The organism is Methylobacterium planeticum, from assembly GCF_008806345.1.
Classification (GTDB): Bacteria; Pseudomonadota; Alphaproteobacteria; order Rhizobiales; family Beijerinckiaceae; genus Methylobacterium; species Methylobacterium planeticum.
Map to the genome: position 1 here is coordinate 20,460 of NZ_VZZJ01000010.1, position 25,871 is coordinate 46,330.

General features: G+C 69.6%; 20 protein-coding genes, 1 tRNA gene and 1 pseudogene. 9 read left to right on the forward strand and 13 right to left on the reverse strand.

Annotated elements, in window-relative coordinates:
* From F6X51_RS13335 to F6X51_RS13345, 3 genes are all read right to left on the reverse strand, one after another.
* Positions 1–954 (reverse strand): aliphatic sulfonate ABC transporter substrate-binding protein, encoded by a 954-nt coding sequence (locus tag F6X51_RS13335; protein ID WP_150964154.1) that lies wholly within the window; start codon positions 952–954, stop codon positions 1–3.
* Between the two features lie 313 nt (positions 955–1,267).
* The gene (locus F6X51_RS13340; RefSeq protein WP_150964155.1) at positions 1,268–2,650 is read right to left on the reverse strand and encodes an FAD/NAD(P)-binding protein; all 1,383 of its coding nucleotides are present in this window, start codon (positions 2,648–2,650) and stop codon (positions 1,268–1,270) included.
* A gap of 288 nt (positions 2,651–2,938) precedes the next feature.
* Positions 2,939–3,520, reverse strand: coding sequence for a CoA-binding protein (locus F6X51_RS13345; RefSeq protein WP_150964156.1), 582 nt, complete (start codon positions 3,518–3,520; stop codon positions 2,939–2,941).
* A gap of 42 nt (positions 3,521–3,562) precedes the next feature.
* Between F6X51_RS13345 and F6X51_RS13350 the strand changes: the two genes are divergently transcribed.
* From F6X51_RS13350 to rpsI, 3 genes are all read left to right on the forward strand, one after another.
* Positions 3,563–4,027, forward strand: coding sequence for a PaaI family thioesterase (locus tag F6X51_RS13350; protein ID WP_407658526.1), 465 nt, complete (start codon positions 3,563–3,565; stop codon positions 4,025–4,027).
* A gap of 189 nt (positions 4,028–4,216) precedes the next feature.
* Positions 4,217–4,678 (forward strand): 50S ribosomal protein L13, encoded by a 462-nt coding sequence (gene rplM, locus F6X51_RS13355; protein WP_150964157.1) that lies wholly within the window; start codon positions 4,217–4,219, stop codon positions 4,676–4,678.
* Positions 4,679–4,680: 2 nt separating this feature from the next.
* Positions 4,681–5,163, forward strand: a complete 483-nt coding sequence (gene rpsI, locus F6X51_RS13360; protein WP_150964158.1) for a 30S ribosomal protein S9 — start codon at positions 4,681–4,683, stop codon at positions 5,161–5,163.
* A 238-nt stretch (positions 5,164–5,401) separates the two neighbouring features.
* Here the strand turns inward: rpsI and F6X51_RS13365 are convergent, their stop codons facing one another.
* On the reverse strand, positions 5,402–5,911 hold the full coding sequence (locus F6X51_RS13365) for a hypothetical protein (protein ID WP_150964159.1): 510 nt from the start codon (positions 5,909–5,911) through the stop codon (positions 5,402–5,404).
* Between the two features lie 224 nt (positions 5,912–6,135).
* Here F6X51_RS13365 and argC point away from each other — a divergent pair, with 224 nt between their 5' ends.
* From argC to F6X51_RS13380, 3 genes are all read left to right on the forward strand, one after another.
* Entirely contained in the window at positions 6,136–7,086 is a 951-nt protein-coding gene (argC, locus tag F6X51_RS13370; RefSeq protein ID WP_150964160.1) for an N-acetyl-gamma-glutamyl-phosphate reductase, read from the forward strand.
* 763 nt (positions 7,087–7,849) lie between these two features.
* Positions 7,850–8,398, forward strand: a complete 549-nt coding sequence (locus F6X51_RS13375) for a MucR family transcriptional regulator (RefSeq protein ID WP_150964161.1) — start codon at positions 7,850–7,852, stop codon at positions 8,396–8,398.
* Positions 8,399–8,560: 162 nt separating this feature from the next.
* Positions 8,561–8,637 (forward strand) — tRNA-Arg (locus F6X51_RS13380).
* A gap of 219 nt (positions 8,638–8,856) precedes the next feature.
* Here F6X51_RS13380 and F6X51_RS13385 read toward each other — a convergent pair.
* From F6X51_RS13385 to F6X51_RS13400, 5 genes and pseudogenes are all read right to left on the reverse strand, one after another.
* A complete protein-coding gene (locus tag F6X51_RS13385; protein ID WP_150964162.1) occupies positions 8,857–9,228 on the reverse strand; it encodes a response regulator in 372 nt (123 codons plus the stop codon).
* Positions 9,229–9,319: 91 nt separating this feature from the next.
* Positions 9,320–9,766 (reverse strand): annotated as a pseudogene (locus F6X51_RS13390) (hypothetical protein); the annotation flags it as partial.
* Between the two features lie 275 nt (positions 9,767–10,041).
* Positions 10,042–10,179, reverse strand: coding sequence for a hypothetical protein (locus F6X51_RS27905; RefSeq protein WP_191970114.1), 138 nt, complete (start codon positions 10,177–10,179; stop codon positions 10,042–10,044).
* A gap of 119 nt (positions 10,180–10,298) precedes the next feature.
* Positions 10,299–14,156 (reverse strand): PAS domain S-box protein, encoded by a 3,858-nt coding sequence (locus F6X51_RS13395; RefSeq protein WP_246696787.1) that lies wholly within the window; start codon positions 14,154–14,156, stop codon positions 10,299–10,301.
* Positions 14,153–14,965 carry a Crp/Fnr family transcriptional regulator gene (locus F6X51_RS13400; protein ID WP_150964163.1) on the reverse strand — a complete coding sequence of 271 codons (813 nt, stop codon included), beginning with the start codon at positions 14,963–14,965 and terminating at the stop codon, positions 14,153–14,155. Before F6X51_RS13400 ends, F6X51_RS13395 begins: the two co-directional genes overlap by 4 nt.
* A 267-nt stretch (positions 14,966–15,232) precedes the next feature.
* Between F6X51_RS13400 and F6X51_RS13405 the strand changes: the two genes are divergently transcribed.
* Positions 15,233–15,469, forward strand: coding sequence for a hypothetical protein (locus tag F6X51_RS13405; RefSeq protein ID WP_150964164.1), 237 nt, complete (start codon positions 15,233–15,235; stop codon positions 15,467–15,469).
* Positions 15,470–15,632: 163 nt separating this feature from the next.
* Positions 15,633–16,724 (forward strand): catalase family protein, encoded by a 1,092-nt coding sequence (locus tag F6X51_RS13410; RefSeq protein ID WP_150964165.1) that lies wholly within the window; start codon positions 15,633–15,635, stop codon positions 16,722–16,724.
* A gap of 465 nt (positions 16,725–17,189) precedes the next feature.
* Here the strand turns inward: F6X51_RS13410 and F6X51_RS13415 are convergent, their stop codons facing one another.
* The 4 genes from F6X51_RS13415 to pufC form a co-directional block, all read right to left on the reverse strand.
* Positions 17,190–19,943 carry a hybrid sensor histidine kinase/response regulator gene (locus F6X51_RS13415; RefSeq protein WP_150964166.1) on the reverse strand — a complete coding sequence of 918 codons (2,754 nt, stop codon included), beginning with the start codon at positions 19,941–19,943 and terminating at the stop codon, positions 17,190–17,192.
* A 227-nt stretch (positions 19,944–20,170) separates the two neighbouring features.
* A complete protein-coding gene (locus F6X51_RS13420; RefSeq protein ID WP_150964167.1) occupies positions 20,171–20,857 on the reverse strand; it encodes an SCO family protein in 687 nt (228 codons plus the stop codon).
* Between the two features lie 5 nt (positions 20,858–20,862).
* Positions 20,863–22,179: a methanethiol oxidase gene (mtoX, locus tag F6X51_RS13425; RefSeq protein ID WP_150964168.1), complete on the reverse strand. Its 1,317-nt coding sequence runs from the start codon at positions 22,177–22,179 to the stop codon at positions 20,863–20,865.
* A 345-nt stretch (positions 22,180–22,524) separates the two neighbouring features.
* Positions 22,525–23,580: a photosynthetic reaction center cytochrome PufC gene (gene pufC / locus F6X51_RS13430; protein WP_150964169.1), complete on the reverse strand. Its 1,056-nt coding sequence runs from the start codon at positions 23,578–23,580 to the stop codon at positions 22,525–22,527.
* Between the two features lie 580 nt (positions 23,581–24,160).
* Here pufC and F6X51_RS13435 point away from each other — a divergent pair.
* A complete protein-coding gene (locus F6X51_RS13435; RefSeq protein WP_150964170.1) occupies positions 24,161–25,858 on the forward strand; it encodes a cbb3-type cytochrome c oxidase subunit II in 1,698 nt (565 codons plus the stop codon).
* Positions 25,859–25,871: the final 13 nt, after the last annotated feature.

The following is a 25,871-nucleotide window of genomic DNA, read 5'->3' on the forward strand; positions in this document are numbered from 1 at the left end:
TCATCCCTTGCTGGCGACGCCGGACGGCGGCGTCCAGACGATGTCGGCGACGCGGATCGGACGCGGGATCACCCCGAGCTCGTGGAAGCGGTCGGCGATGCGCTGCTGCTCGGCGGCCACCGCGGGGGTCATCGGCGCGATGGTGTAGCGGATGCGCCCGACCGTGCGCTCGGTGGCGTCGAGGGGAACGCCGGTCACCCGCGACAGGCTCGCGGCGACGCTGCCCCGGTTGGCCTCGCACCAGACCGCGACCTCCCCGAGCGCCGCGATGGCGGCGGCGATGACGGCCGGCTGCGCCTCGGCCTGGCTGCGGTTGGCCAGGAAGAAGTTGTTGGTCGGCACGATGTCGGCGGCCTGCGCGAGGACGCGCACGCCCTCGCCGCGCTCGGCGATCGCGAAATAGGGGTCCCACACCGTCCAGGCGTCGATGGCGCCGCGGGCGAAGGCCGCCGCCCCGTCGGCCGGGGCCAGGATGACGGGCACGATGTCCCGGTAGCTCAGCCCGGCCTTCTCCAGGGCCGCGATGGTCAGGTTGTGGGCGCTCGATCCCTTGGCGAAGGCGACGCGCTTGCCCTTGAGGTCGGCGAGCGTCCGGATCGGCGAGCCGCTCGGCAGCAGGATGGCGGAGCCGGAGCCGCCGCCGGGCTGGGCGGCGGCGTAGACGAGGTTCGCGCCCGCCGCCTGCGCGAAGATCGGCGGCGCGTCGCCCGTCTGCCCGAAGCCGATGCTGCCGAGGTTCAGCGCCTCGAGGAGCGGCGGCCCGAAGGAGAACTCGACCCAGCTCACCGTGACGCCGAGGGGCCGCAGCCGCGCCTCGATCGCCCCCTGCTCCTTGGCGACGACCAGGATGCCGTTCTTCTGGTAGCCGATCCGCAGCGGCGTGCCCTCGGCGGCCCCGGCCCGGACAGCCGCGGCCGAGAGGCCCGCGGCGATCAGGGAGCGTCGTGTGAGCATGGGCCGGGCCCTCCTCGGGCAGCAGACGTCGCGGATCAGGCCCTGGTTCGAGGAGCATGAGCGCGACGGCGACAGATCACCATAAGGGCCGAAAGCATCGGGCCGACGAAGACTTCAAGTCTTCCGGCGCTCGACGTTCAGCCTATGCAAAATCTAATGTTTTCAACGGAATGGTCAAAGGATTCGGATTGTCTATTTTCGGGGGGCAGGAGAAGAATGCCCTGCTTCGGCGCCCCCCGTTAGAATTTCCTCCATCGGCCGGGCGCCGGATCCGGGCGCGCCCGCCTCGCGATCCCGGCCCCGCCGCGGGCCTTCAGGCCGCCTCGGCCCGGTCGAGCTCGGCCGCCACGATGCCGGCGAGGTCGGCCGCCTCGTTGCGGATGTCGGGCACCGCCAGGCATTCCCAGAGGACGCCGCGCAGGAGCGGCCCGAGGGTCCAGAGCCGCGGACCCGGGCGGGTGCCGAGCACCCGGTAATCCGGGCCGGCATCGAGGCCGATGCCGAAGGGGCCGGGGCGCACGAGGCCGCGGGCGATGAGGCGCCGCAGCAGGGGATCCTCCGTCTCCCCGACGCGCCCGATGCCGGTGGCGTCGAGGATCGCCTGCACGTCGAGGCGCAGGGTCTCGCCCGCCCCCCGCGGCCGCAGGGTCACGGCGGCGTGCGCCGGCGCATCGACCACCGAGAGGATGCGGGCGGCCCCGACGCTCAGGCCGCCCGCCGCGATCTCCCGCGCGATCATCTCGGCGGCGGGGGGCGCCGTACGGTGGCGATGCACGTCCCAGAACGGGCGCAGATGCCGGAGGAAGCGGGCACGCTCGGCGGGCGGCAGGCTGCGCCAGAGGGTGTCGGTGACCGGCCGCAGCGCGTCGATCACCCCGCGCCAGCCGATCCCGGCGGCCTCCGCGGCGGCGACCTCGCGCCGGACCCGCCGCAGCAGCGCCGGCAGGGTGGCGACGTCGGCGGCCGAGAGGGCGGGGATCGGCCACGGGGCGGCGGCCGCGTGCGCGCTCGGCAGCAGGCCGCGCCGCGAGACGGCGACGATCGGGCCGGCGAAGCCGTGGTCGCGCAGGGTCGCGACGGTGTCCACCATGGTCAGGCCGGTGCCGACGATGAGGACGGGCAGGTGCGGATGCAGCCGGCCGAGGCGTTCGGGCTGCCAGGGATCGAGGCGGTGGCGGCTGCGCGGCTCGCCCGCCGCCCCGAGATTGCCCATGGCGAGGACCGCCCCCGCCACCGCGTGGGTCTGGCCGCCCTCGGTCCGCAGCCGGAATCCCTCCGGATCCGGCGCGAGGTCGCTCACCGTGTCGTTGAGGAGGTGGAGCCGGGGCAGGCCGTCGCGGGTGACGGCGTCGGTCAGAAGCTCGGTCAGGTAGCGGCCATAGAGACCGCGCGGCGCGAAGGTGCCGGCCGGCGTCGCCCGCACCCCTTCGGCCGGGCCCTCCGCCAGGGCCGCGAGCCAATCCTCGAAATGGCGCGGCCGGTCGGGGAAGGCGCTCATGTTGCCGGCGCGCAGGTTCAGGAGATGCGCCGACGCGCCCGTGCCGTAGGCGAGGCCGCGCCCGAACCGGCCGCCGCGCTCGCACAGCAGCACCGCGCGGTCGCGCGGCAGGGTGGCGAGCAGCTGGATCGCCGCCATGGTGCCGCTGAAGCCGGCGCCGATCACGGCGATGGGGCGGGCAGGCTGCGTCGCGGCCATCGCGGGACGTCCTCGTGGCGAAGGGGACCGGACGGGCGGGCGCGCAACGCTCCACCGCACCGGCGCGGGACCGGAGCCCCGCGGGCCCCCATCTTACGGCCGTTCGTTTAAACGAACAAGCCGAGGCCCTGCCCCTCGGCGGATCCGGCCCGTATCCGCGGGCTTGCGGCTGCCAGGATCACGGGATTCCGCGCTGAGCGGAGGAGCTTTGCTCTCCCGGATCCGCCCGACGCCCAAGGATCTTCTCGAAAGGAACGTCCACTAAAAAGAACGTTCTCGTGCGAAACCTCACGGCTTCGCGCCGCCCCGCGTCTCGATGGTCAGCCGCTGCACGCCGCGCCCGGCGAGGACCGGCTTCCTGGCGCTGATGATGCGCGAGTTCACGCCGGTCCAGCCGATCTCGCCCGAGAGCCGCCCGTACTCGATCTTGGGGCAGCGGTTCATGATGACGGCGACGCCGCGCGCCTCGGCCCGGGCGGCGGCCGCGTCGTTGCGCACGCCGAGCTGCATCCAGATCACCTTCGGCAGCGGATCGAGGGCGAGGGCCTCGTCCACGAGGGGGCCGGCCGCGTCGGCGTTGCGGAAGATCTCCACCATGTCGACGGGCTCGCGCAGCTCCGAGAGGGAGCCGACCACAGGCCGTCCGAGCAGGGTCTGGCCCGCGAGGCCCGGATTGACCGGCGTCACCGCGTAGCCGCGGTCGAGGAGGTATTTCAGCACGATCCAGCTCGGCCGGGCCGGGCTGGCCGAGGCCCCGACGAGGGCCACCGTGCGGGTCTGCTGGAGCAGGGCCCGGATCTGCGTGTCGGGGTAGCGGTCGTGGCGGGTCGGGAGACCTTCGGGGACCTGATCGAGGCGCGGAATGCTCATGCGGGTCTTGTCCGCCATCCCCGCGCGTGCTGCAAGGCGGCCATGACCAAGGCGTCCATGACCGGCATGACCGACCTCGCCCCCTCCGTGATGACCCTCGCGGAGGTCGTGGCGTTCCTCGAGCGGGAATTCCCGCAGATCCACCACGGCGGGCGCAGCTACCACCTCGAGGCGGTCGGCCCCGCGAGCGCCCGGATGCGCATGGACCATCACGAGCGCCACCTGCGCCCGGGCGGAACGGTCTCGGGGCCCGCCATGATGGCGCTCGCCGACCTCGCGCTCTACGCCGCGATCCTCGCCAATATCGGGCCGGTCGCCCTCGCGGTGACGACGAACCTGAGCTTCAACTTCCTGCGCAGGCCCGGGGCCACCGGCCTCGTGGGCGAGGCGCGACTGTTGAAGCTCGGACGCCGCCTCGCGGTCGGCGAGGTGCTGATCACGGCTGCCGGCGCCGAGGACCTCGTCTGCCACGCCACCGGCACCTACTCGATCCCGCCGAGGCGGTAGGTTTGCGGTATTCCGATACCGCAACACCGAAAGGCTTCCAGGATCTCGCTTTTTTCGCGGTTGTGGCTCAGCCGAATCGCTTGACGCGGGGCCCGGCTGCCCGTATTGGAGCCGCCATACGCCGCTGCGTTCCCCCGAACGCGGCGGCCATCGTTTTTCGATACACCACCAAACGCCACGGGTTCGGCCATGAAAACAACCTCGCTGAAGCCCGCCGACGTCGACAAGAAGTGGATCGTGATCGACGCGGAGGGCCTGGTCGTCGGCCGGCTCGCCTCGATCGTCGCGATGCGCCTGCGCGGCAAGCACAAGGCCGCGTACACGCCCCACGTCGATTGCGGCGACAACGTCATCGTCATCAACGCCGACAAGGTGAAGTTCACCGGCCGCAAGTACGAGCAGAAGCTCTACTTCCACCACACCGGCTATCCGGGTGGCATCAAGGAGCGCTCGGCCAAGTTCATCCTCGAGGGCCGCTTCCCCGAGCGCGTCGTCGAGAAGGCCGTCGAGCGCATGCTCCCGCGCGGCCCGCTCTTCCGCCAGATCATGGGCAACCTCCGGGTCTACAAGGGCAACGAGCACCCGCACGAGGCCCAGCAGCCGCAGGCGTTCGACGTCGGCGCCCTCAACCGCAAGAACGTGAGCGCTTGATCATGGCGACCCTTCAGTCCCTCGCCGACCTCAACCGGGCGAACACCGCGTCCCAGGGCGAGAGCGACGCCCCGGTCCACGTCCAGAAGCTGGACGCCCAGGGCCGCGCCTACGCCACCGGCAAGCGCAAGGACGCGGTCGCCCGCGTCTGGATCAAGCCCGGCTCCGGCACGATCACGGTCAACAGCCGCCCGATCGAGACCTACTTCGCCCGCCCGGTGCTGCGCATGATCCTGCGCCAGCCCCTGCAGGTGGCCAACCGCGTCGACCAGTACGACATCACCGTCACGGTGGCGGGCGGCGGCCTCTCGGGCCAGGCCGGCGCCGTGCGCCACGGCCTCTCGAAGGCGCTCACCTACTACGAGCCGGAGCTGCGCGCGCCCCTGAAGCGCGAGGGCTTCCTGACCCGCGACGCCCGCGTCGTCGAGCGCAAGAAGTACGGCCGCAAGAAGGCCCGCCGCAGCTTCCAGTTCTCGAAGCGCTGAGCCCGGCCTCATCGCAAGACCGGAAGGGCGGGTCCTCGCGGATCCGCCCTTTCTCGTTCGCAAGAGTCCCTTCCGCGGCCGGAACGCCGTTCCGGCCGGGTCGCGACGGACTCGGTGCCGGCGCCCCGCGCCCGACGCCCTGCGCCCCATGTCAGGCGCGATGCCCCGACGAGCCGCACGAGAAAGCGGCCGGCCCCGCGGGGATCCGGCCGCCCATTCATTCGGGAGCCCGGCCCGTTCAGGCGTGGAGCGCGCGCTCCAATTCGCCCTTCGACATCCTGGAGCGGCCCGCGATGCCCTTGGCCTGGGCCTTCTTCATCAGCTCCACCTTGGTCGGGCCGGACGCGGCCGAGCCCTTGCGGGCGGCGGCCGCCTTCCGGGCCACGTCCTTCGGCTGCTTCGAGAACTGCTTGCCCTTGCGGGTATCGGCGCGCTTCTTGTCCGAGGAACGGTCGTAATCCGCGTCGGAGACCGCCTTGCGGGCCGTCTTCGGCAGGTAGCGCTCACCGGTCTCGCCGCTCTTCCGGCCGGACTTCGTGCCCCATTCCTCGTCGGTCCACTGCTTCAGGTGATTGTCCTCGTCCTTGCGGCCCTCGTATCCGCCGCCTTCCTTCTTGTAGGCCTGCGTCGCCATCTGGGCCTTCCGCGCGGACCACTGGCCCGGCTTGCCGCCCTTCGAAGACTGGGTGACGCGCGTCTTGACCTTGTCCCACAGCTTCGGATCGGTCTTCTCGGCGGTTTCCGACATGGTCTCTGACCTCTCGTTCGGGATTTCGCGGTCAACCGGGACCGCGCCGGCGAGTTCCGGCGGCGCGACCTCGTGGCTGTGGAGGCCGGCCCTGCGTCATCATCCCGTCTCGGGGCGCGGGCACAGGACGGCTCCGCGCCGGGGGACCCGCCGGCCGATTGACTTCGCGGCGCGCGCCCTCCACCTCGCGCGCAGGGTCGGAGAGTGAGGAACAGGCGACAGCGATGACGGACGAGACCAGCGGCGGCCAGCCCAGCGTGTTCATCGACGGCGAGGCGGGAACGACCGGCCTCGGGATCCGCGAGCGCCTCGAGCGCGACGGCCGGGTGCGGCTGCGCAGCATCCCGCACGAGAGCCGCAAGGACGCCGCGGTGAAGCGCGCGCTCCTCGCCGAGGTCGATTGCGTCGTGCTCTGCCTGCCCGACGACGCGGCCCGGGAGACCGTGGCGCTGGCCGACGGCCTGCCCGGCGGAGGCCCGCGCATCCTCGATGCCAGCACGGCCCACCGGGTCAGCCCCGGCTGGACCTACGGCTTCGCCGAGCTCGCGCCGGGCCAGGCCGACGCGATCCGCGCCGCCCGCCGGGTCGCCAACCCGGGCTGCTACCCGACGGGGGCGATCGCGCTGCTGCGCCCCCTGGTGGAGGGCGGCCTGATCCCGGCGGATTTCCCGATCAGCATCAACGCAGTCAGCGGCTACAGCGGCGGCGGCAAGGGGATGATCGAGAGCTACGAGGGCGGCAGCGCCGCCCCGTTCCAGCTCTACGGCCTCGGCTTCGCCCACAAGCACCTGCCCGAGACGCAGGCCTATTCCGGCCTGACCCGGCGCCCGATCTTCATCCCCTCTGTCGCCAATTTCCGCCAGGGCATGCTGGTGAGCATCCCGCTCCACCTCAACAGCCTGCCGGGGCGCCCCGGCGCGGGCGACCTCGAAGCCGCCCTGACGGCGTGGTACGACGGCCAGCCCCAGGTCCAGGTCGTGCCCGGCGCGACGGCGGGGGCGCATCGCGAGCGCCTGGTGCCCGAGGAGCTCAACGACACCGACCGCCTCGAATTGCGGGTATTCGGGTCGGACGAGCACCGGCAGGCGGTGCTCGTGGCTCGCCTCGACAATCTCGGCAAGGGCGCCTCGGGCGCGGCGGTTCAGAATATCGGCCTGATGCTCGGCCTCGACTGAGCCATCCCGGCCGCGCGCCCCGGCGGCGCGCCGCGCTTCGCCGATGCTGGCCACGACGCGGCCGGCCGGTCATTCCCCTCGGCACGGCAGAAAGCCTTGGGCGTTCCCGAGGCGGGCCTGATGCGGGGTCTGGGATCGAGCATCGACGACGGGTCGATCGCGGAGGCCGATCGCCAGGTCCGCCGGCCGTAGGGACGGCGCCCGGCCGACGAGCCCGGCCTCCCGAACCTCGGCTTTTAGCCCGTGCCCCCGGGACCGCCCGCGGCCGGGCGGCCCCGCTCGGCTCCCTCGCACGATCGCGCGGCTGATTCGCCCTATCCCGGGCGGCGATCGCCGCCGATCGCGGCGTCGGCGCGCCGAACGCGCGCCGGACCCGCGTCCGCGCGGGCTTGATCCATAGCAAAGTTCGACGAATCCCCGCGGCACGGGCGCTCTGACCTGTGCTCGTGCGCGTCTTTCGCAGCCTGACATGTTGAGACGCTTGATCGGAAGGATGAGCGGTTTTTGCTCAAGCTTGATAAGAGCTTGCCGCTCAGGAATAGGCGCTGCCCGGCCGCGCAATTAGCGCTCCAACTGTCCGAACAACCGCTAAGAAATGCCACCCGAGACCGATCTTGCGCCGAATGGACGGCGAATTCGAGCATCCCACTCACATTTGTCCGCGCGAAGGCCGTTCGCTCCGCTTGAAACATCTTGCCGAAATCCGAAGCTGAGCTTACGGTCGCGAAGATCATCAGCCCATCATAACAACGGCACAGCGATCATGAGTGAAACCGACACCGACAAGGCCCGTCTGATCACCCTCGCGGCAGACATCGTCTCGGCCTATGTCAGCAACAATCATGTTCAAAGCGCAGAGTTGCCGAAGCTTCTCAGCGACGTGCATGAGGCGATCTGCGGCGTGTCCACCAATGGTGCGGCCGTGGCCGATGCCGGACCGCCCAAAGCCACCCCGCAGGAGATCCGCCGCTCCGTCACGGCCGATTACCTGATCAGCTTCGAGGACGGGAAGCAGTACAAGACCCTGCGCCGGCACCTGACCCTGCGCGGTCTGACGCCCGAGCAGTATCGCGCCAAGTGGGGCCTCGCCCCCGATTACCCGATGACCTCCCAGAGCTATTCCGAGCAGCGCTCGGAACTCGCCCGCGCCCTCGGCCTCGGCCAGCAGCGCCGCAAGGGCGCGGCGAAATCCGCCGCCGAGGACGTCGCCCGCTCCGAACCTGTCGAGCCGGAGGCCGTCGAGGCTACCGAGGCCACCGACGCCGCACCGGAGAAGAAGCGCCGCGCGCCCCGCAAGAAGAAGGACGCCTGAGGCCGGCCCGTCCCGGACGCCCGGCCGAGGCCCCGGTCCGACGCCCGCGCAGATCCGTGCGCGGGCACCTCTGCGCCATGGCCTCGGCCGCCGACCCCCGCGGACCTGTGGACGGATTGTCGACAGGCGGGAAGCGGCCTGATACTGACCGGGCCGGCCCAAGACTCCGTAGCTCAGCTGGATAGAGCAGCCGCCTTCTAAGCGGCAGGTCGTTGGTTCGAGCCCAACCGGGGTCGCCAGTCCCTTTCCCGTCGGAAAGATCGCCGGCTGGCACGATCATCCGCTTCGCGAGGATCTACCGAAGCGCGTGGTTGCAGGCAGCCGTGCGGCCGCGACCGGAGACGCCAGCGACCGATCGGCCCCTCGCAAGGCTTTGCCGGAACCGGTCCTGCCATCGACATCACGGGCCGGGCGCGGTCCTGCAAGTCCGATCCAGCCCGGTCAGCACATCCCGCGTGCTAGACCGCACTCGCTATGGCGCCCACGAGTTGGACTTGACGGTAGGGCTTCGACAGGAATTTTCCGGCGTCCGGCAGGTCGCTGTCCCGCATGCCGGTCCGGCCCGAGGTCACCACGAGGCGGATCTGTGGCCAGCGCTCGGCGACGCGCGCGGCCAGGGCGACGCCGTCCATCGAGCCGGGCATGTCGACGTCCGTGAAGAGTGCCCCGACGTCGGGCTCTCTCTCCAGCACCGCCAAGGCGCCGTCGGCGCCGTCCGCCTCGAGCACCTCGAAGCCCGCATCCTCCAGCATGTCCCGCGCGACGAGGCGGACGATGGCGTCGTCCTCGACGACGAGAACCAGGCGGTTGGCTGTCTTGAGCTTCGACATCACTCGGAGGGACCACGCATCGGGAAAGGTTCCAACGATTAACCTGTGTTGAGGTTTCAGCGTCGCAATTCATTCCTGGGCGAAGGCGCCTTCAGGGCGATGGTGCCTCACGGTAGGCGATGAGGTCCCTGACGCGGAAGGCGTGCGCCTCCACCACGAAGGGCTGCGTCAGGATCGCCGACCCGGGCTCCGGGTGGCCGTTGGCGACCGCGGCGTTCTCGCCAGAGCCGGTGATGAACAGCATCGTCAGGGCAGGCCGGGAGACCCGCCCCGCAACTGCCATCCGGCGGCCGTACATGCCCCCCGGCAGCCCGACCTCCGTCACCGGCAGGTCGATGCCCATCTCCGCTCGCGGCACCGTCAGTCCGGAGGCGGCCTCCGCGGCCTCGACGGCGGTGCAGCCCGGACCTTCCAGAATCTCGGTGACCGGCAGGCGCATGGTCGGCTCGTCGTCGACGATCGGCACCGTCTCGCCCTAGTGCCGGGGCAGGTCGATGCACAGGGTCGTGCCCTGGCCCATCTCCGACCAGGCTCGGACCGCCGCCTCGACATCGTCAGGATGAACGATGGCGACCCAGGCCGTCCCGTCCGACGCGCCGGGTCGTGCGCCGCCGTCGCGGACCCGTCTTGCGCCGCCTGTCCCGCGCGATGCCGGCGCCCGGCCATGGACGGACCGCGATGCACCGGACCACGAGGCGGACGACCAAGCGGAAAGCGGGAGGGCGAACAGCCTCGATCCGGAAGCCCCGAGGCACTCCCGAAGGTGACGGCGGGCGTTCGCGCCGACGGCGGACCGTCGCGTCCGGTCGCGGCCTATTTGCTCTTGCCGCCCTTCTTGCCGAGCTCGGCCTGGGCGGAGGACGAGGTACGCGGGTTCGACTTGCCCTCGTGGCTCGCCTTCGCGTTCGCCTTCTTGGCCGTCGCGCTGCCGTGACCCTTCTTCGCCGTCATGCTCGCCTCCGTCATCACGCCCGGCAATGCCCGGACCGCTGCGGAGTTCCCGTGAGACACCTGACCGGGATCCTGCATCGCGGCACCGGTCGCCAAGCCCGTCAGGCCTGCATCCCCTCTTACGCCTTCAGCAACTCGCGGACGCGGGCCGCGAGCGTGTCGACCGCGAACGGCTTGCTCAGGACCTGCATGCCCGGCTCAAGGTGACCGTTCCCGATCGCGGCGTTCTCGGCGTAGCCCGTGATGAAGAGCGTTTTCAGCTCGGGGCGGAGTGCCCGTGCCGCGTCGGCCATCTGCCGCCCGTTCATGCCCCCGGGCAGCCCGACATCCGTGATGAGCAGGTCGATGCGCACGTCGGAGCGCAGCAGCTTGAGCCCCGCGACGCTGTCGGCGGCCTCGATCACGGAATAGCCGAGATCGCCCAGCACGTCCGTCACCAGCATGCGCACAGTCGGCTCGTCGTCCACGATCAGGACCGTCTCACCGTCCTGCGCGAACGCGGCCGGCGTCCTGTCAGGGGTCCCCTCCTCGACGGGCGCGTCGCCATGGTGGCGCGGCAGGTAGAGGCACACCGTGGTCCCCTGACCGACCTCCGAATAGATCCGCACCTGCCCGCCGGACTGCCGGGCGAACCCGTAGATCATCGACAGGCCGAGGCCGGTGCCCTGGCCGATCGGCTTGGTGGTGAAGAACGGCTCGAACACGCGGGCGATCACCTCCGGCGGCATGCCGGTTCCGGTATCGGTCACGCACAGCGACAGGTACTGGCCCTCGGGCATGTCGTGGGTTCGAGCCGCCTCGCGGTCCATCCACCGGTTGGCGGTCTCGACCGTGATGCGCCCGCCCTCCGGCATGGCGTCGCGGGCGTTGATGCAGAGGTTCAGCAGCGCGTTCTCAAGCTGGCTCGGATCGACCAGTGCCGGCCACAGGCCCGCGGCGCCCACGGTCTCGACCGGGATGCCGGGGCCGACGGTGCGCTGGATCAGGTCGGCCATCCCGTCCACCAGCGCGTTCACGTTGGTCGGGCGCGGATCGAGGGTCTGGCGACGGGAGAAGGCGAGAAGCCGGTGCGTCAGGGCCGCGGCGCGCTTCGACGCGCCCTGCGCCGCCACCATGTACTTGTCGATGTCCTTCACGCGCCCCTGCGCGATGCGCGTGCCCATCAATTCCAGGGCGCCGGAGATGCCGGCCAGAAGGTTGTTGAAGTCATGCGCGAGGCCACCGGTGAGCTGGCCGACCGCCTCCATCTTCTGGGACTGGCGCAGCTTCTCCTCGGCCTGCATCAGATCGGCCGTGCGTTCGGCCACGCGCTGCTCGAGCGTCTCGTTCAGCGCGCGCAGCGCCATGGTCGCGCGGTCGCGCTCCGCCTCGACGGCGCGCCGCTCCTCCACGTCGATGAGGACGCCCGGGAAGCTCGACGGGTTCCCGTCCGGCCCGCGATCGACGCGCCCATTTGCCTCGATCCAGTAATACCGCCCGTCGGCACGTCGGACCCGGTACTGGTGGGCATATGCCCCGCCACGGGCGATCGCCGCCGTGATGGCGGCTGCCAGCCCTGCCTGATCGTCGGGGTGGACGGTGGCGACGATCTGGGCGAGGGGGATGCCGTCCCTGCCGAGCGTCGGATCGAGACCGAAGGCGCGCGCGAAGCCCTCGTCCACGGCGAACCGGTCGGTGGGCAAGTCCCAGTGCCACGTCCCGATGATCGCGCCTGCCGCGAGGGCAAGCTGGACGCGCTCCACGTTGTCACGGGCGAGCGCCTCGCTGGCACGCAGCCGTTCCTCGGCATCCCGCCTCGCGGTGACGTCGCTGAACAGGATCGCGATCTGCCGGTCGGCGGGGTCACCGACGCGAACGGCCCGCACGTCGAACCAGCGCTCGAAGGCCTTGGCGTAGCTCTCGAAGGTCGCCGGCTCGCCGGTCTTCGCAACGTGCCCGTAGGTCTCGAACCAGAAGCGCTCCAGGTCCGGCGCGAACTCGGTGACCCACTTGCCGCGCAGGTTTACCCCCGCCTGCCGCTCGAAGGCCGGATTGGCTTCCAGAAAGCGATAGTCGACCGGCCGGTCCTCGGCATCGAACCGGACCTCCACGATGGCGAAGGCGGCCTCGACCGTTTCCAGGATCGTGCGGAAGCGCTCCTCGCTCGCGCGCAGGGCAGCTTCGGCCGTGCGCATCCGGGTCAGGTCGAGCATGGCGCCGATCATCCGGCAGGGCCGGCCATCGCCATCGCGGATCACGTGCCCGCGGTCGAGCACCTCGGCGTAGGAGCCGTCCGCGCGACGGAAGCGGTACTCGTCGGTCCAGGCGGTGCCGGTGCCGTCGATCACGGCGTGGATCGAGGCGCCGACGCGGGCCCGATCGTCCGGGTGGATCTGGGCGAGCCACCAATCGCCGGTCGGCTCGACGCCCTCCGGCGCATGGCCGTAGGCCTCTCCCAGGGCCTCGTTCCAGAGGATGTGGTTGGTGGCGAGGTTCCAGTCCCAGATCGCGTCGTTGGTGGCCCGGGTCGCGAGGCGGTAGCGCTCGCGGCTCTCCTCCAGGCTCCGGAGCGTCTCGCGTTCCCCGGTGCGGTCGCGCAGGATCTTGACGAAGCCGATGGCCTCGCCGCCATCCTCGCGCAGGGCCATCATCTCGCCGTTGGCCCAGAAGCGCTCGCCGCCCTTGCGCAGGTGCCAGCGCTCGTCGACGCCGCGGCCTTCGGTCAGGGCGCTGTGCATCTCCTGGGCCGGGATCCCGGCGGCGCGGTCCTCGGACGTGAAGATCACGTCGGCGCCCTTGCCGCGGACCGCGTCGGGCGTCCAGCCGAGGATGCGCGTCGCGCCCGCGTTCCAGTTCGTCACCTGGCCATCGAGGTCCATGACGATGATGGCGTAGTCGACGGCACTCTCGAAGATCGCCCTGTAGTGGATCTCGCTCGCCTGCACGGCGCGCTGGGCCGCCACCTCCCTGGCCTCGGTCAGGCCCGCCGAGGCGACGCCGGCGAACAGGCGGGCTGCCTGGAGGTGACGCTCCTCGAAGGCGTTCGGCCGGCTCGACTGGAACTTGAGCACGCCGACGCTTCGGCGGCCACGAACCACGGGCACGGTCACGCAGGAGCGCATGGCCATCCGCTCGGCCAACGCCTGGTCGACGCGCGCGTCCACCCGCACGTCGGGGATCAGCAGCGGCAGGCCAGACCGGAAGCAGGCCCCTGACAGGCTGCCTTCCAGCGGCACATGCGCGCCCTGGAAGGCGTTCAGGATGCCGGCGACCGCGCGATATTCCAGTGCCCCGCCGTCGACCAGCTCGAAGGCGCCGCCATCGGCCTCGGGCACCGCCTCCATGGCGCCGGCCACGAGAATCCGCAGGATGGCGTCGAGATCGCCGCCCGCCTCGGCGATGGCGGCCTGCGTGCGGTGGAGCGTGTCGCGCGAGCGCTGGATCGCGGCCTGCTCGGCCAGCAGTGCGTCGCGGCCGGCCAGCGCCCGCTTGAGGTCGAGCTGGCTCATCACCTGACGGGCGAGGGCCCGCAGGTCGGCCGCCTGCTCCTCCGTCAGGCCGCCGGGGCGCGGTTCGGTGTCGATCACGCACAGGCTGCCGATGACCTGCCCCTCGGCGGTGCGCAGCGGCGCGCCGGCATAAAAGCGGATGTGGGGCTCGCCGGTGACCAGAGGGTTGGCCGCGGTGCGGGGGTCGGTCGCGAGGTCCGGGATGACCAGCAGGTCCGGCTCGGCCAGGGCGTGGGCGCAGACCGAGCTGTTGAGGTCCGTCTCGCACGGGGGGAACCCGACCCGGGCCTTGAACCATTGGCGGTCGGCCGTAACGAGGCTGACCAGAGCCACCGGCGTCCGGCACAGCCGGGTGGCCAGCTGCACGATGTCGTCGAAACCCTCTTCGGGCGGGGTGTCGAGGATGGCATAGGCGTCGAGCGCCGCGAGCCTGGGCTCGGCCAGGACGTCGGCCAGGACGTCGGGCGGGATGGCGGCTCGGGCGGTCACGCGCGCGCCTCCCGGCCCTTCGACGGGCGTGGATCGGGCTGCGGCTGCGGTTCCGTCGCCTCGACGGCGACGATCTCGCCCGCCGGCGCGTAGATGGCTCCCAGCACGGTCTCGAAGTGACGGCGCACGCGGCCGTGGCACTCGCAGCAGGCCGCCTCGGTGCGCGTCCGGTCGAGCATGTGGATGCGGCCGCGCCCGATATGGATCAGGCCCTGCCGCTGCAGCTTCGCCAGGACGCCGGTGATATGGGTGCGGCCGATCCCGAGCATGTTGCCGAGCACGACCTGGGTGACCGGCAGGGCATCGCTGCCGAGCCTGTCCTGCAGGCCCAGCAGCCAGCGCAGCACCCGCCGCTCGACCGGGTGGGCGGCGTTGCAGGCGACCGATTGCAGCACCTGGGCGAGCAGGCAGTCGGCATAGCGCACGAACAGGTCGTTCAGGGTCGGCGAGGCCCGCTTGGCCTCCTTCAGCCGGTCCGCCCTCATCCCCAGGGTGGGGCCCTCGACCAGCATGACGCAGCGGGTGAAGGCCGGCAGGTAGCCCTGGCTGACCACCCCGCCGATGGCGCCCTCGTGCCCGACCGTCGCGGTCTCGACGGTGCCGCCCTCGGCCAGGGGAACGACCAGGGTCGCGACCGCGCGGTCGAGGGGGAAGGTGACGTGGGAGACGTCCTGATTCACCTCGAAGAGCACGTCGCCCCGGGCATGGTCCCGGCGGCTCAGATGCGGTTCGAGCAGGGCCACGTCCTGCGGCGCGAGCGCGGCCAGGAGTAGGTTGCCCGCGAAGGGATGGCCAGCGTCGCTCGACATGGGGTTGATCGTTCCAGCGTGCCGGCGCGGCCTCGCGACTGGCCGTATGGCATGGCTTCCGTCGGGCCACAATCGGGCATTTGCTCACTTTTGGACGTCAGGGCCCGCCTATGCGGCAGTGCCGGATCTGGCCAAGAGCGGAACGGGTGGGCTGTCGCTCAAGCCCGGGAACGCTCGGCAGGGTGTCGTGTTGGTGATGCGATGCGGCGTCCACCGTCGCGGGTGCGTGTCAGGAAGCCCGCGGTCGACACCTTGTCGACGAGGGCCGTGACCGCTTCGGCACTGCGCTGCAGCCGGGCAGCCACGGCATGGAAGGGGTTGGATCACGTCTGCCAAGGGCAGCATGACGAGGTGCTGCGGGAAGGCCAGGCCGATCTCATCGAGCAGCGGCCGATCGGCTCGCACCACAACGTTCATCATGGCTTTGAGCGCGAAGCAGGGTCGGTCCTCCAGGCACAGTCTGGACTTATTCGAATTCATTGCGACAACGTCATGCAACTCTGAAAGACCCACGCGCGAACGAACCAGCCAGCTCACGGAGATTTCGGGTCGGCCAAACTCAGCGGTCCACCCGGGCAGGCGCGGCGTCCCGGTCGGGACGACCTTCAATGCCCAAGGCGGTGACCGCGGTTTTCGCCGTCTCAATCCCAACCCATCAGGAAGTCCCATGTCCGCAGCCGCCCCCGTCCGCTACACGCCAGACCTGGAAAGGCCCCAGCCCGACGAGGAAAAGGTGCATGCCGGCATGATCGAGCAGTTCGCCAAGATCCAGGGCACCACCTTGAAGGATTACGGCCACGCGGTGCGCGGCGTGCATGCCAAGGGCCATGGCCTGCTCACGGGCAGCCTTGAGGTGCTGCCCGGGCTGCCGTCGCACCTCGCCCAGGGCGCCTTCGCGAGGCCGGGTAGCCACGAGGTGGTGCTGCGCCTCTCGACCAACCCCGGCGACATCCTCGACGACAGCGTCTCGACGCCCCGTGGCTTGGCCGTGAAGATCCTCGGCGTCGAGGGCGAGCGCATGCCGGGGTCGGAGGGCACGACGCAGGATTTCGTCATGGCGAATGCGCCCGCTTTCGTGGCGCCGGATGGCGCAGCCTTCCTGAAGAACCTCAAGCTCCTTGCCGCCACCACCGACACGCCGCAGGTGTTCAAGAAGGCATTCTCTGCCCTGATGCGCGGCCTGGAGACCGTTCTGGAGGCGGTGGGAACCAAGAGCCCGACGGTGATCGCGCTCGGCGGCCATCCCGAGACGCACATCCTCGGCGAGACCTTCTACAGCCAGGTGCCCCTGCGCTGGGGCGACTATGTGGCGAAGGTCGCCGTCGCCCCCGTCTCTCCGGAGCTGACCGCGCTGACCGGGGCAAGCCTCAACGTCAACGGTAAGCCGAACGGCTTGCGCGAGGCCGTGACCGCCTTCTTCGCCGAGCACGAGGGCGTCTGGGAGGTCCGGATCCAGCTCCTGACCAACATCGCGACGATGCCGGTCGAGGACGCCTCCGTGCCCTGGCCCGAGGACGAGAGCCCCTACGTCGCCGTGGCGCGCATCACCGCGCCGCGGCAGGACGCCTGGGGCGAGGGCAAGGTGAAGGCCATCGACGACGGCCTCGCCTTCAATCCCTGGCACGGCCTCGCGGCACACCGGCCCCTCGGCTCGATCATGCGGGCGCGGGGAGCGGTCTACCCGAAATCCTCCGGCTTCCGCGCCGAGCACAACGGCTGCCCGATCCACGAGCCGGCGAGCCTCTCCCAGGTCCGCTGACCGGAACGAGAAAGCCGCATGCGGCCGAGGCCATCGCGGCGGGCTGGCCGGTGCGCGTTGGCCGGATGGCCATCCTCTCGACGCCGTCGCGGCTCGGCGGCAGGCCGACCCCGCCGTTCCCGCAAGCCCGGCGCCAGTGGTATCACCGGTTCCAGGCGACCAAGCGAGGCGCCGAGGCCGTGCGGGCCGACCCCGAGGGGTTCCGGCCGCATCCTGCGGGACAACTGGAGCCCGCCCGGCTGGTACGACGAGGCGAGCTTCGACGCCGTCGCCTTGCACGCCTCCCGGGCGCGCTGGGACGAGGCCGACCACGGGCACAACCGGACCTGAGGTAGAGCACGAGGGGCTGAAGGGCTCGCGGCGGAGATCCTCGCCTTCGTGAGGCCGGGTTGAGGGATCCATCCCGGCTCCCTCGTTCCGGAGCGGCGCCGGCGGATGCCGACCTTCCGGTCGTCCTTGTCCGAACTAGCGATCGGCGATGAGTTCCTTGATGCGGGAGGCAAGCGTCTCCAGCACGAACGGCTTCGTCAGAACCTGCATCCCGGGCCGGAGGTACCCGTTCCCCAGCACGGCGTTCTCGGCATAGCCGGTGATGAACAGCACCTTCAGGTCGGGCCGCCGCTCGCGGCCGGCATCCGCCATCTGACGCCCGTTCATGCCGCCAGGCAGGCCCACATCCGTCACGAGCAGGTCGATGCGCACGTCCGACTGCAGCACCTTCAGGCCGGCGACGCTGTCGGCCGCCTCGATGGCGGTGTAGCCCAGGTCCTCCAGAACCTCGGTGACCAGCATCCGCACCGAAGGCTCGTCGTCGACGATGAGCACCGTCTCACCCTGCTCGGCGCGCCCGACCTCCGCGAGCCTTCGCGCGACGTCCTCCTCGTCCGCCTCGCCGTAGTGGCGCGGCAGGTAGAGGCAGACCGTGGTGCCCTGTCCGACCTCCGAATAGATCCGGACCTGCCCACCGGATTGCCGGGCGAAGCCGTAGACCATCGACAGGCCCAGGCCCGTGCCCTCGCCGATGGGCTTCGTGGTGAAGAAGGGCTCGAACACCTTGCCAACGAGGTCCGGCGCCATGCCGGTCCCGGTGTCGGTCACGCAGACGCTGAGGTACTGGCCCGGGGGCAGTTCGTGCTGACGCCCCCCCGCGTCGTCGACCCACTTGTTGGCGGTCTCGATGGTGATGCGGCCGCCGTCCGGCATGGCGTCGCGCGCGTTGATGCACAGGTTCAGCAGCGCGTTCTCCAACTGGCCGGGGTCGATCAGCGCCGGCCACAGCCCCGCGAGGCCGACCGCCTCCAGGTGGATGGACGGTCCGACCGTGCGCCGGACGAGTTCCTCCATGTCCTTGACGAGGCGGTTCACGTTCACGGGCTTGGGGTCGAGGGTCTGGCGCCGGGAGAAGGCCAGGAGGCGGTGGGTCAGGGCGGCGGCCCGCCTTGCCGCGCCCTGGGCCACCGTCATGTAGCGGTCGAGGTCGCCGATCCGCCCCTGGGACATCCGGGTCTGCATCAGCTCCAGCGAGCCGGAGATGCCCGCGAGCAGGTTGTTGAAGTCGTGCGCCAATCCGCCGGTGAGTTGCCCGACCGCCTCCATCTTCTGGGATTGGCGCAGGGCCTCCTCGGTTTTGGCCAGGATCTCGGCTTGCCGCCTGGCCTCCGTCACGTCGCGCACGGAGGCGTAGATCAGGCCGTCGCGCGGCACCGCATTCCAGGACAGCCAGAGATAGCCGCCGTCTCGGCGGCGGTACCGATTCTCGAACGTGAGCTGGGCCTCCCCGCGCGCCAGGCCGCCCGCGGCCGCTACGGTCGGCTCGATGTCGTCGGGATGCACGAAGTCGAGGAAGGGCCGAGCCTTCATTTCGGCTTCCGTCCACCCCAGCGCCCTCGACCAAGCCGGATTCAGGCTGACGAAGTAGCCGTCGAGGTTGGCCACGCAGAGGAGGTCCGAGGATGCCTGCCAGACTTGGTCACGCTCGGCCGTGCGGGCCGCGACCTGGCGTTCGAGCTCGGCTTCCGTCTGTTTTCGCGCCGTCACATCGTGCACGAACACGTGAAAGCCGTCGACGCCGCCTTCCCGGGTCCGTCGCGGCAGGTAACGGACCTCGGCGACGCGGTGGCGTCCGTCGCGCCGCGGCCAGTCCAGTTCGAAGGTGACCGCCTCGCCTCCGAGGGCCCGGTCCATGAACGGCTTTCGCGCGGCGTAGGCGTCCGGCCCAAGGAGGTCACGAACGTCGCGACCGACGATTCCATCGGCCGGCACGGAGAACCAGTCGTCGTAAGCCTTGTTCACGAAGCGATAGACGTGGTCCTCACCGATAAAGGAGATCAAGACCGGCAGGGCGTCCGCGATGAGGCGGAGTTCGCGCTCGCCCGCCTCGGCGCGCTTCTCGACGCGTCTTCGTTCGGTGATGTCCGAGAAGAAGATGGCGACGCGGTGCGCGGCCGGGTCGCCGGTCCGTAAGGCCCGCACGTCGAACCAGCGCCCGAACACATCCGCGTAGTGCTCGAAATGCGCCGGCTCGCCGGTCAGCGCGACACGGCCGTAGGTGTCGAACCAGTGGCGTTCGAGGTCGGGCGCAAACGCGCTCACCCACTGTCCGGCGACGTCGGCACCGGTCTGGCGCACGAAGGCGGGGTTCGCCTCGACGATGCGGTAATCGACGGCACGGTCGTCCTCGAACTTCAACGCGACGATGCAGAACCCGACCTCGATGCTCTCGAACAGGGTCCGGTAGCGCGCCTCGTTCTCGCGCAGCGCCACCTCGGCCAGGGTGCGCTCGGTGACGTCGTGCCCCTCCACGAAGATGCCGCTGACCGTGCCGTGCGCGTCGGTGATGGGCTGGTACACGAAGTCGAGGTAGCGCTCCTTGACGGGACCGCCCGGCACGGGCTGCACGTCGAACCTGGCGCCGGTCGCTCTGTGCGGCGTGCCGGTCCGGTAGACCGCGTCCAGCAAGGCGACGTAGCCCTGGACGGCCGCCTCCGGCAGCGCCTCGGCTACCGTACTCCCGATCACGTCCCGGTTGTCGATGGCCTGCTGGTAGGCGGCGTTCGTCAAGGCGAAGCGGTGCTCCGGGCCGCTCAAGAGGGCGATGAAGCTCGGGGCCTGCTCGAACATCTGCGCGAGCGAGGCGGACTGGGCACGCAGGCGGCGCACCTCGGCTTCGAGTTCCTCGCGTGTCAGGGTTTCAGGGGCCGGGGCGGGCGGGGCATGCATGCGAGGGGGTTAGTCCACGATTGTGTTGCACCCGAGGACGTTGGGCTGAACCGAAGGTTCCGGGCAAGCTTGCGGGGAACGGAAACGCCGCGGGCCGGAACAGACCGGTGCAGCGCCCTTACCCTCAGGCTCGACAGCCCTCCATCACACGGTCGCGCCGCGTCCGTTGTCCCGGGTCCGGCCGGTGCCGACCCGGCCCGGGACAGGCTCGCCACCTCAGTATCTGTTCAAGGCGCCCGGCGGCTCGCGCTACCTTTGAACGCGGGCTCTTCGAGCAGCAACGTTCGCACGTCGGAAAGGACCAGCGCGGGCTCGAAGAAATCGAGACTGTAGATGTTTCGCACGAGCCCCGCGGGGTCGATCAGAAACGCGCGAAAGACGTGGCTGAGCGCTCCGTCGGGCTTAGCGTAGACGCGCTGGCCATAGGCGGCGAGAATCGGTCCGAGGGCCTCCCGATCGTGCGGCGTGAGGAACGTCCAGGCGGGTGCTGCCGGTTCGGCGGAACGCCATGCGGCGGCAAAGTCCCGCATCACCTCAGGCGTGTCGTGCTCCGGATCGAAGCTCAGCGTGACGAGGCGCATGCGGCGCGACAGGACGGGATCCTTCGCCGCAAGGTCCTGGAGCCGGGCCATCCCGGCATTGGAGAGCGGGCAGAGATCGGTGCAGCGCGTGTAGATCAACGCCAGAATGCTCACCTTACCCCGTAGGGCGTCGAGCAACAGGTCCTGGCGGCGGCCAGCCTCGTCGGTGACTGCGCCTCCCGCAGCGGGCTTGATTGGTGGCAGGCGATAGCTACCGGGCGGTGGGACCGGGAACCCGGCGCCATCGTCCCGCGGCAGATGACGCTCATGCGCGACCGCCGCCCTGCACAGCATCAGTGCCGCGCTGAAGGTGAGGAGCGTCGTGGACCGCATCGGCGTCAGTCCGTGTAGAGCGATGCAGCCCCGAAGGCCATCATGTGCGGGCGCCCGAGCCGCTCGGCCGTGAAATCGATCGCAAAACGCGAGATCAGCTCCTTGCCGTTCCAAGAATACGCCTTGAGGAACTGCTCGTTCTCGGGCCCGATCTTGTCCCAGTTCGCCAGGAGCGAACTGGTGTAGTAGATCCGCTGACCATCCCAGCTTTGCGAGACCATGTTGAGCTGAGCACCAATGGTCTTCTCGTAGATTTGCCGCGGCTTGTGCGGGTCGGAGACGTCGAAGACGCGCGTGGTGCCGTCCATGAAGGTGTCGACGAACAGCGTGCGGTCGTCGGCCGAAAGGCTGATGTCGACCGGCACGGGTAGCATCGCTGGGTTGCCGATGTCGGCCACCTCTTTGGCGCGCCACGCGCCGCCTTCATCCTCGTGCACGAGCCAGAGCTTCGAGGTCAGGGCGGTCGAGGTGAAGGCGTAGGAGTGGTGCGGACCCCAAGCCCAGCGGATCTCCAGCGGCACGCCGGGGACGTTCAGCACGGTGCGAGGCTGGCGGGTGTGAAAGTCCCAGAGCACCATGGTCTGCCCAAAGCGCTTCATCGCCTCGCCGTCCTTCATCAGGTCGCCGAGCGGGCGCATGTAGTTCTCACGCCCTGTGAAGGACGAGGTCAGCATCACGTTGCGGCGCGGTAGCACGCGGGCGTCGTAGCCGTAGCCATCCGCCTTCGCCTCGATGCGGGCGCCGCCCGGGGCCGCGTCAGTGGGCAGCCAGTGCGTCGCGACATAGGCGCCCTCGTTCGAGTACTCGACGAGGGCCGCACGGCCGGTCCCGTCCCGGTTCGACAAGCTCGGGATGAGCATCCGGCCGGGTAGCGCGTAGGCGCCGTGTGGGCCTGCCGCGCCGCCGCTCTTCTCGACGAAATCGTCGATCACCTTCACGAGCCGGGGCTTTGCCGGGTCGGCAGCCACGTCGAAGATGAAGATTTTGCTGTCTGACAGTCCCGCCGCCCAGAACTGGCGCCGATCATCGGTGAAGCCGCCGTGATGGGCTTCGTGCCGGCCGCCCACCGAGCTTGCGTGGATGGGCTTGCCGAAGGTCGGCGAGTTCTCCCGTGCGTCGACCGTGACAAGTTTGTCCGAGCCGTCGCCCAGGCCCTCGACACCGAGCGTCCAGACGTAGACGAAGTCCTCGACGCCGGTGATCTTGGCCATGTAGGGTGATTGGCAGGTTTCGTCGGCGAAGGCCGGCCCCATCGAGAGCAGAAGGGCTGCGCACAGCGGCGCAGCGAGTGCAACGGACGGCGTCGCGCGGATCCTTGGCATCGGCGCCTCCCGCCTGCAGACGTTTGCGTTTGCCGATGTTTTCCGGACCGGACATTGTTCGCCATGGAGTCAGCATGGCACGCGGCACGGAGCGGCGGTGTAGTGATTTGAGGCCGCTCATGGTTTGCCCGTTCAATCGGGCTGTCAATCCGCCGCGCCAGCGAAGGAGGGCCCCGCGTCCGGCATCGCCGGCGGCTCGGGTGCCTCCTCAGCGGCCGCGGCGGGACGCCGGTCATGTCGGGCTCCCGTCCGGCCCGCTGCGACGATGTCTCGACGATGTCTCGACGATGTCTCGACGATGGGCATCGATGCATCGGCACGGAGATGTCAACAACGCGCGCTCGTCTATCGCCCGTCCGACTGCAGCTGCGTTTTCTCTCTCAGTTCAGGGAATTCCTTCACCATGCTGACGCCGAACAGCGGTTTGCTGACCCCGTTGTGGCAGGTGGCGCAAAACACCTTCGGTGCGTCGCCGGCCGCTGGCCCGAGGCGGTTGGCGGGAAGCTTGTCGCTCAATGGGTTCAAGTAATTACTGTTCAGGTCACGCACCATGCGGATTCCGTGCCAAGCCGTAATTCGTTGAGGGGGACTATCGGACCAGCTGTAGAACGAACGTGTATTGTGACAGAAATTACAGTTCACACCGAGCGACTTTGAAAAACTCATCATGAGAGAGTAGGTCCACTGGGCCTGCTTGATCGATTGCGGGTTGCCCGTCTGCAAAGCTGTTTTCGACGCAACCCGGATCTCGCCATTCTGCTCCAAGTAGGGTGTGAACGGGTCCAAGGGCAGGGCGGAGCCGCCGGCCACCATCGACGGGTGATTTTTGCCGGCTGGCATCTGGGCCGAACCGCCGGCCTGCGTGGGGCCGGGATCGCTGAACCAGACATTCGGCGGCACCAGCTGGCCGCGATGGCAGGTGTAGCAGGTCACTCCGGTCTCGCCGACATGCTTCGTCCAGTCCGAATTGACATGCTGCACCATCTGCAGCATGCGCCGGGCCACCACCTTGGTATAGAGCGAGTCATCGGCGAAGTTCGCAGTGTTGTGACAGGCGGCGCAGCCTTGATCGGCCGCAACCCATTTGGTCATCGAGACCATCAGGCGGGTGAATTCGCCGACATTGACGTTGCCCAAGACCTTGACGTTCTCGTAAACGGTGCCCGCCTTGGCCCCCTCGTCTCCCGCATAAGGCACCGAAGCCGGGATCGCGTTCGCAGCGAGGGCGGCAGTTTTGGCCTTCCGTTCTTGCAGAAGGACCATACCGGTGCCGCGATAGCCGTGCTGCTCGCTCTGCGTGTTCGGCCGGTTCAAGGTCTTGGACACGATAAGCCCGAAGACGTTGAGGGCGATCGCGAGTGGAACGAGGAGGAGCAGCAGAGCGAGGCGGAAGCCGATCATGGAATAGCCCCCTCCCGCGAAACGAGACCGGCGCTGATCGGCCGGTTCACGATGGACCACCGATCAGACAGGCAGCGATCAGAGCACGGGACCGCCTGCTTCCAGGGAGGGCTCAGGCTGAACCGGCCCTCATCGGCAGGAGGCGGACCCCGCTGCCGATCGCGGCAGAGAGTGCCCGCATTGCCTCAAAACCTTTCCCCGCCCCGCGACAGCTCACGCGGGAGGGCACGCAGCTTTACTGTGACACCGTTTTTTCCATTGCGCCCGATAACTTTGCTGATCGTCCCGATAAGAAGTTCTGGTTTTGTGGAACTCGACATTTCGTGTTCGGTGGATTGTGAGGAACGCCGACAGGGATCAAGGTCATGACGACGTCGCCGACGCGCTCGACGATGAGCAGGTGCTCGGCGCGCCGCGACATCGCGCCTCCCGAGCGCCGTCCCGCCGAGGCGGTCACGGGCGGCCCGGCTGCGGAAGGAGCCGGCACGGATAGGATCCGACGGAGCCGCTCAGCCGCATTTCGGAAACATCGGTTCGCGGACGCCTTCGATCGGAAGCGGACCGGCGCGGAGCCCGGCCGATGACGGGGCGCTTCGCTGCTTTGGCCGTCTCCGCCGGTGTCTTCGTCCTCTCACCCGTCACCCATGGGGCATCCCCCCCTGGCGATCCGCCGGTTGGCGACAAGCGGGTGACGGCCGTTGTGCGCAACGATCTCGGCCAACTCAAATGGGTGGTCACCGAGGCAACCGACTACACCCCGCTGGAGGCGGAGGGGCGCCGGGTCTACCTGAGGGGCGGATGCAACTACTGTCATTCCCAGTATGTGCGCCCGACCAGCACCGACGCGCGTCCCTGGGGGCCGGTCACTGCCGATGTGCGCCGTTGGGGTCCGCTCGCGGAACCGGGCGAGTTCGCGTATGACAAGCCGCCCCTGTTCGGCCCCGGCGGCGTCGGCCCGGATCTCTCGCGCGAGGGGCTGAAATACGGCGACGAGTGGCACCTCGCGCATTTCTGGAACCCGCCTGGCATCACGCGCGGTTCGATCATGGGCGGATTCTCCGGCCTGTTCGAGACGCTCGCCGAGTTGGTGCCGATCGTCGGCGACGCGGCGTTCACGCTTCCTGACGGATCCACCGGCATGACGCTCGCGAGGACGGCGGCGACCGAGCGGCTGTTCGACTTCGACAGCCCGGATCAGGTCAAGCTGACACCGAACAAGGACGGCCTGTTATTCGTGCCGATGGATGCTCGCGGCAAGCACCCGATCATCTGGACGCCGAACCAGGAGTTTGCGGGCGACGCCGTGAAGCTCGTCGCCGAAACGAAGGACGTCCAGGCGCTGACGGCCTATATCCAGAAGCTCGGGACCGATCGCGGACAATGGCGCGATCTCGCCCTGTCCGAGGAGGTGGAGGGATCCAAGCTCATCCTCGAGCGGTCCGACGACTGGATCGGACGCGGCAAGCTCGTTTACGAGCGCCGCTGCATCGCCTGCCACGGTGAGACCGGCAACGGCAATGGCTGGGCCTCGACCTTCATGACCAAACAGCGCCCGCGCAACTTCACCACGGGCGTGTTCAAGTTCCGGCTGACCAAAGGCACGCTGCCCTCGGATGCCGACCTGCTGCGGACGATCACGCGTGGCGTGCGCGGCACTGCCATGCCAGCCTGGTACGAGCTGCCGCTCGACGAGCGCCTGGCCGTGATGCAGTACGTCAAGTACGGGCTCACCGTCGACAAATCCGACGAGACGCAACAACCCTCCTACTACTTCGTCGACGAGCCGCCGGGACCACCGATGTCGATCGGCACGCCGCCGAGGCCCTCGGCGGAGATGATCACCCACGGCAAGGCAATCTGGCAGCAGGCCAAGTGCTGGGAATGCCATGGCCAGCAGGGCAGGGGCGACGGCCAGAAGGCGGCCGGGCTGAAGGACGATTGGGGCTTTCCCATCCGTCCCGCGAACCTGACGCGAGGCCAGTTCAAGTCGGGCCCGACCGTGTCGGATCTCTACCGAACCATCACCACGGGCCTAAGCGGCACGCCGATGGCGTCCTTCAAGGACGCCTTCCCGGATGCCGATCGCTGGGCCCTGTCCTACTATATCCTGTCTCTCTCGGCCTTCACCGATCCGCTCAGCGGCAAGCCTCTGCGGCTCGCCCCGGCGGACCGCGCGGCGCTCAACGATCCCAATCTCCAGACGCTCGGGCCGGAGCACGCCTACAGGCCGCGGGCGCCGCGTGACGACGGGCATCCGGAGACCGTAGCGGGGCGATGAGACGCGAGCGCCG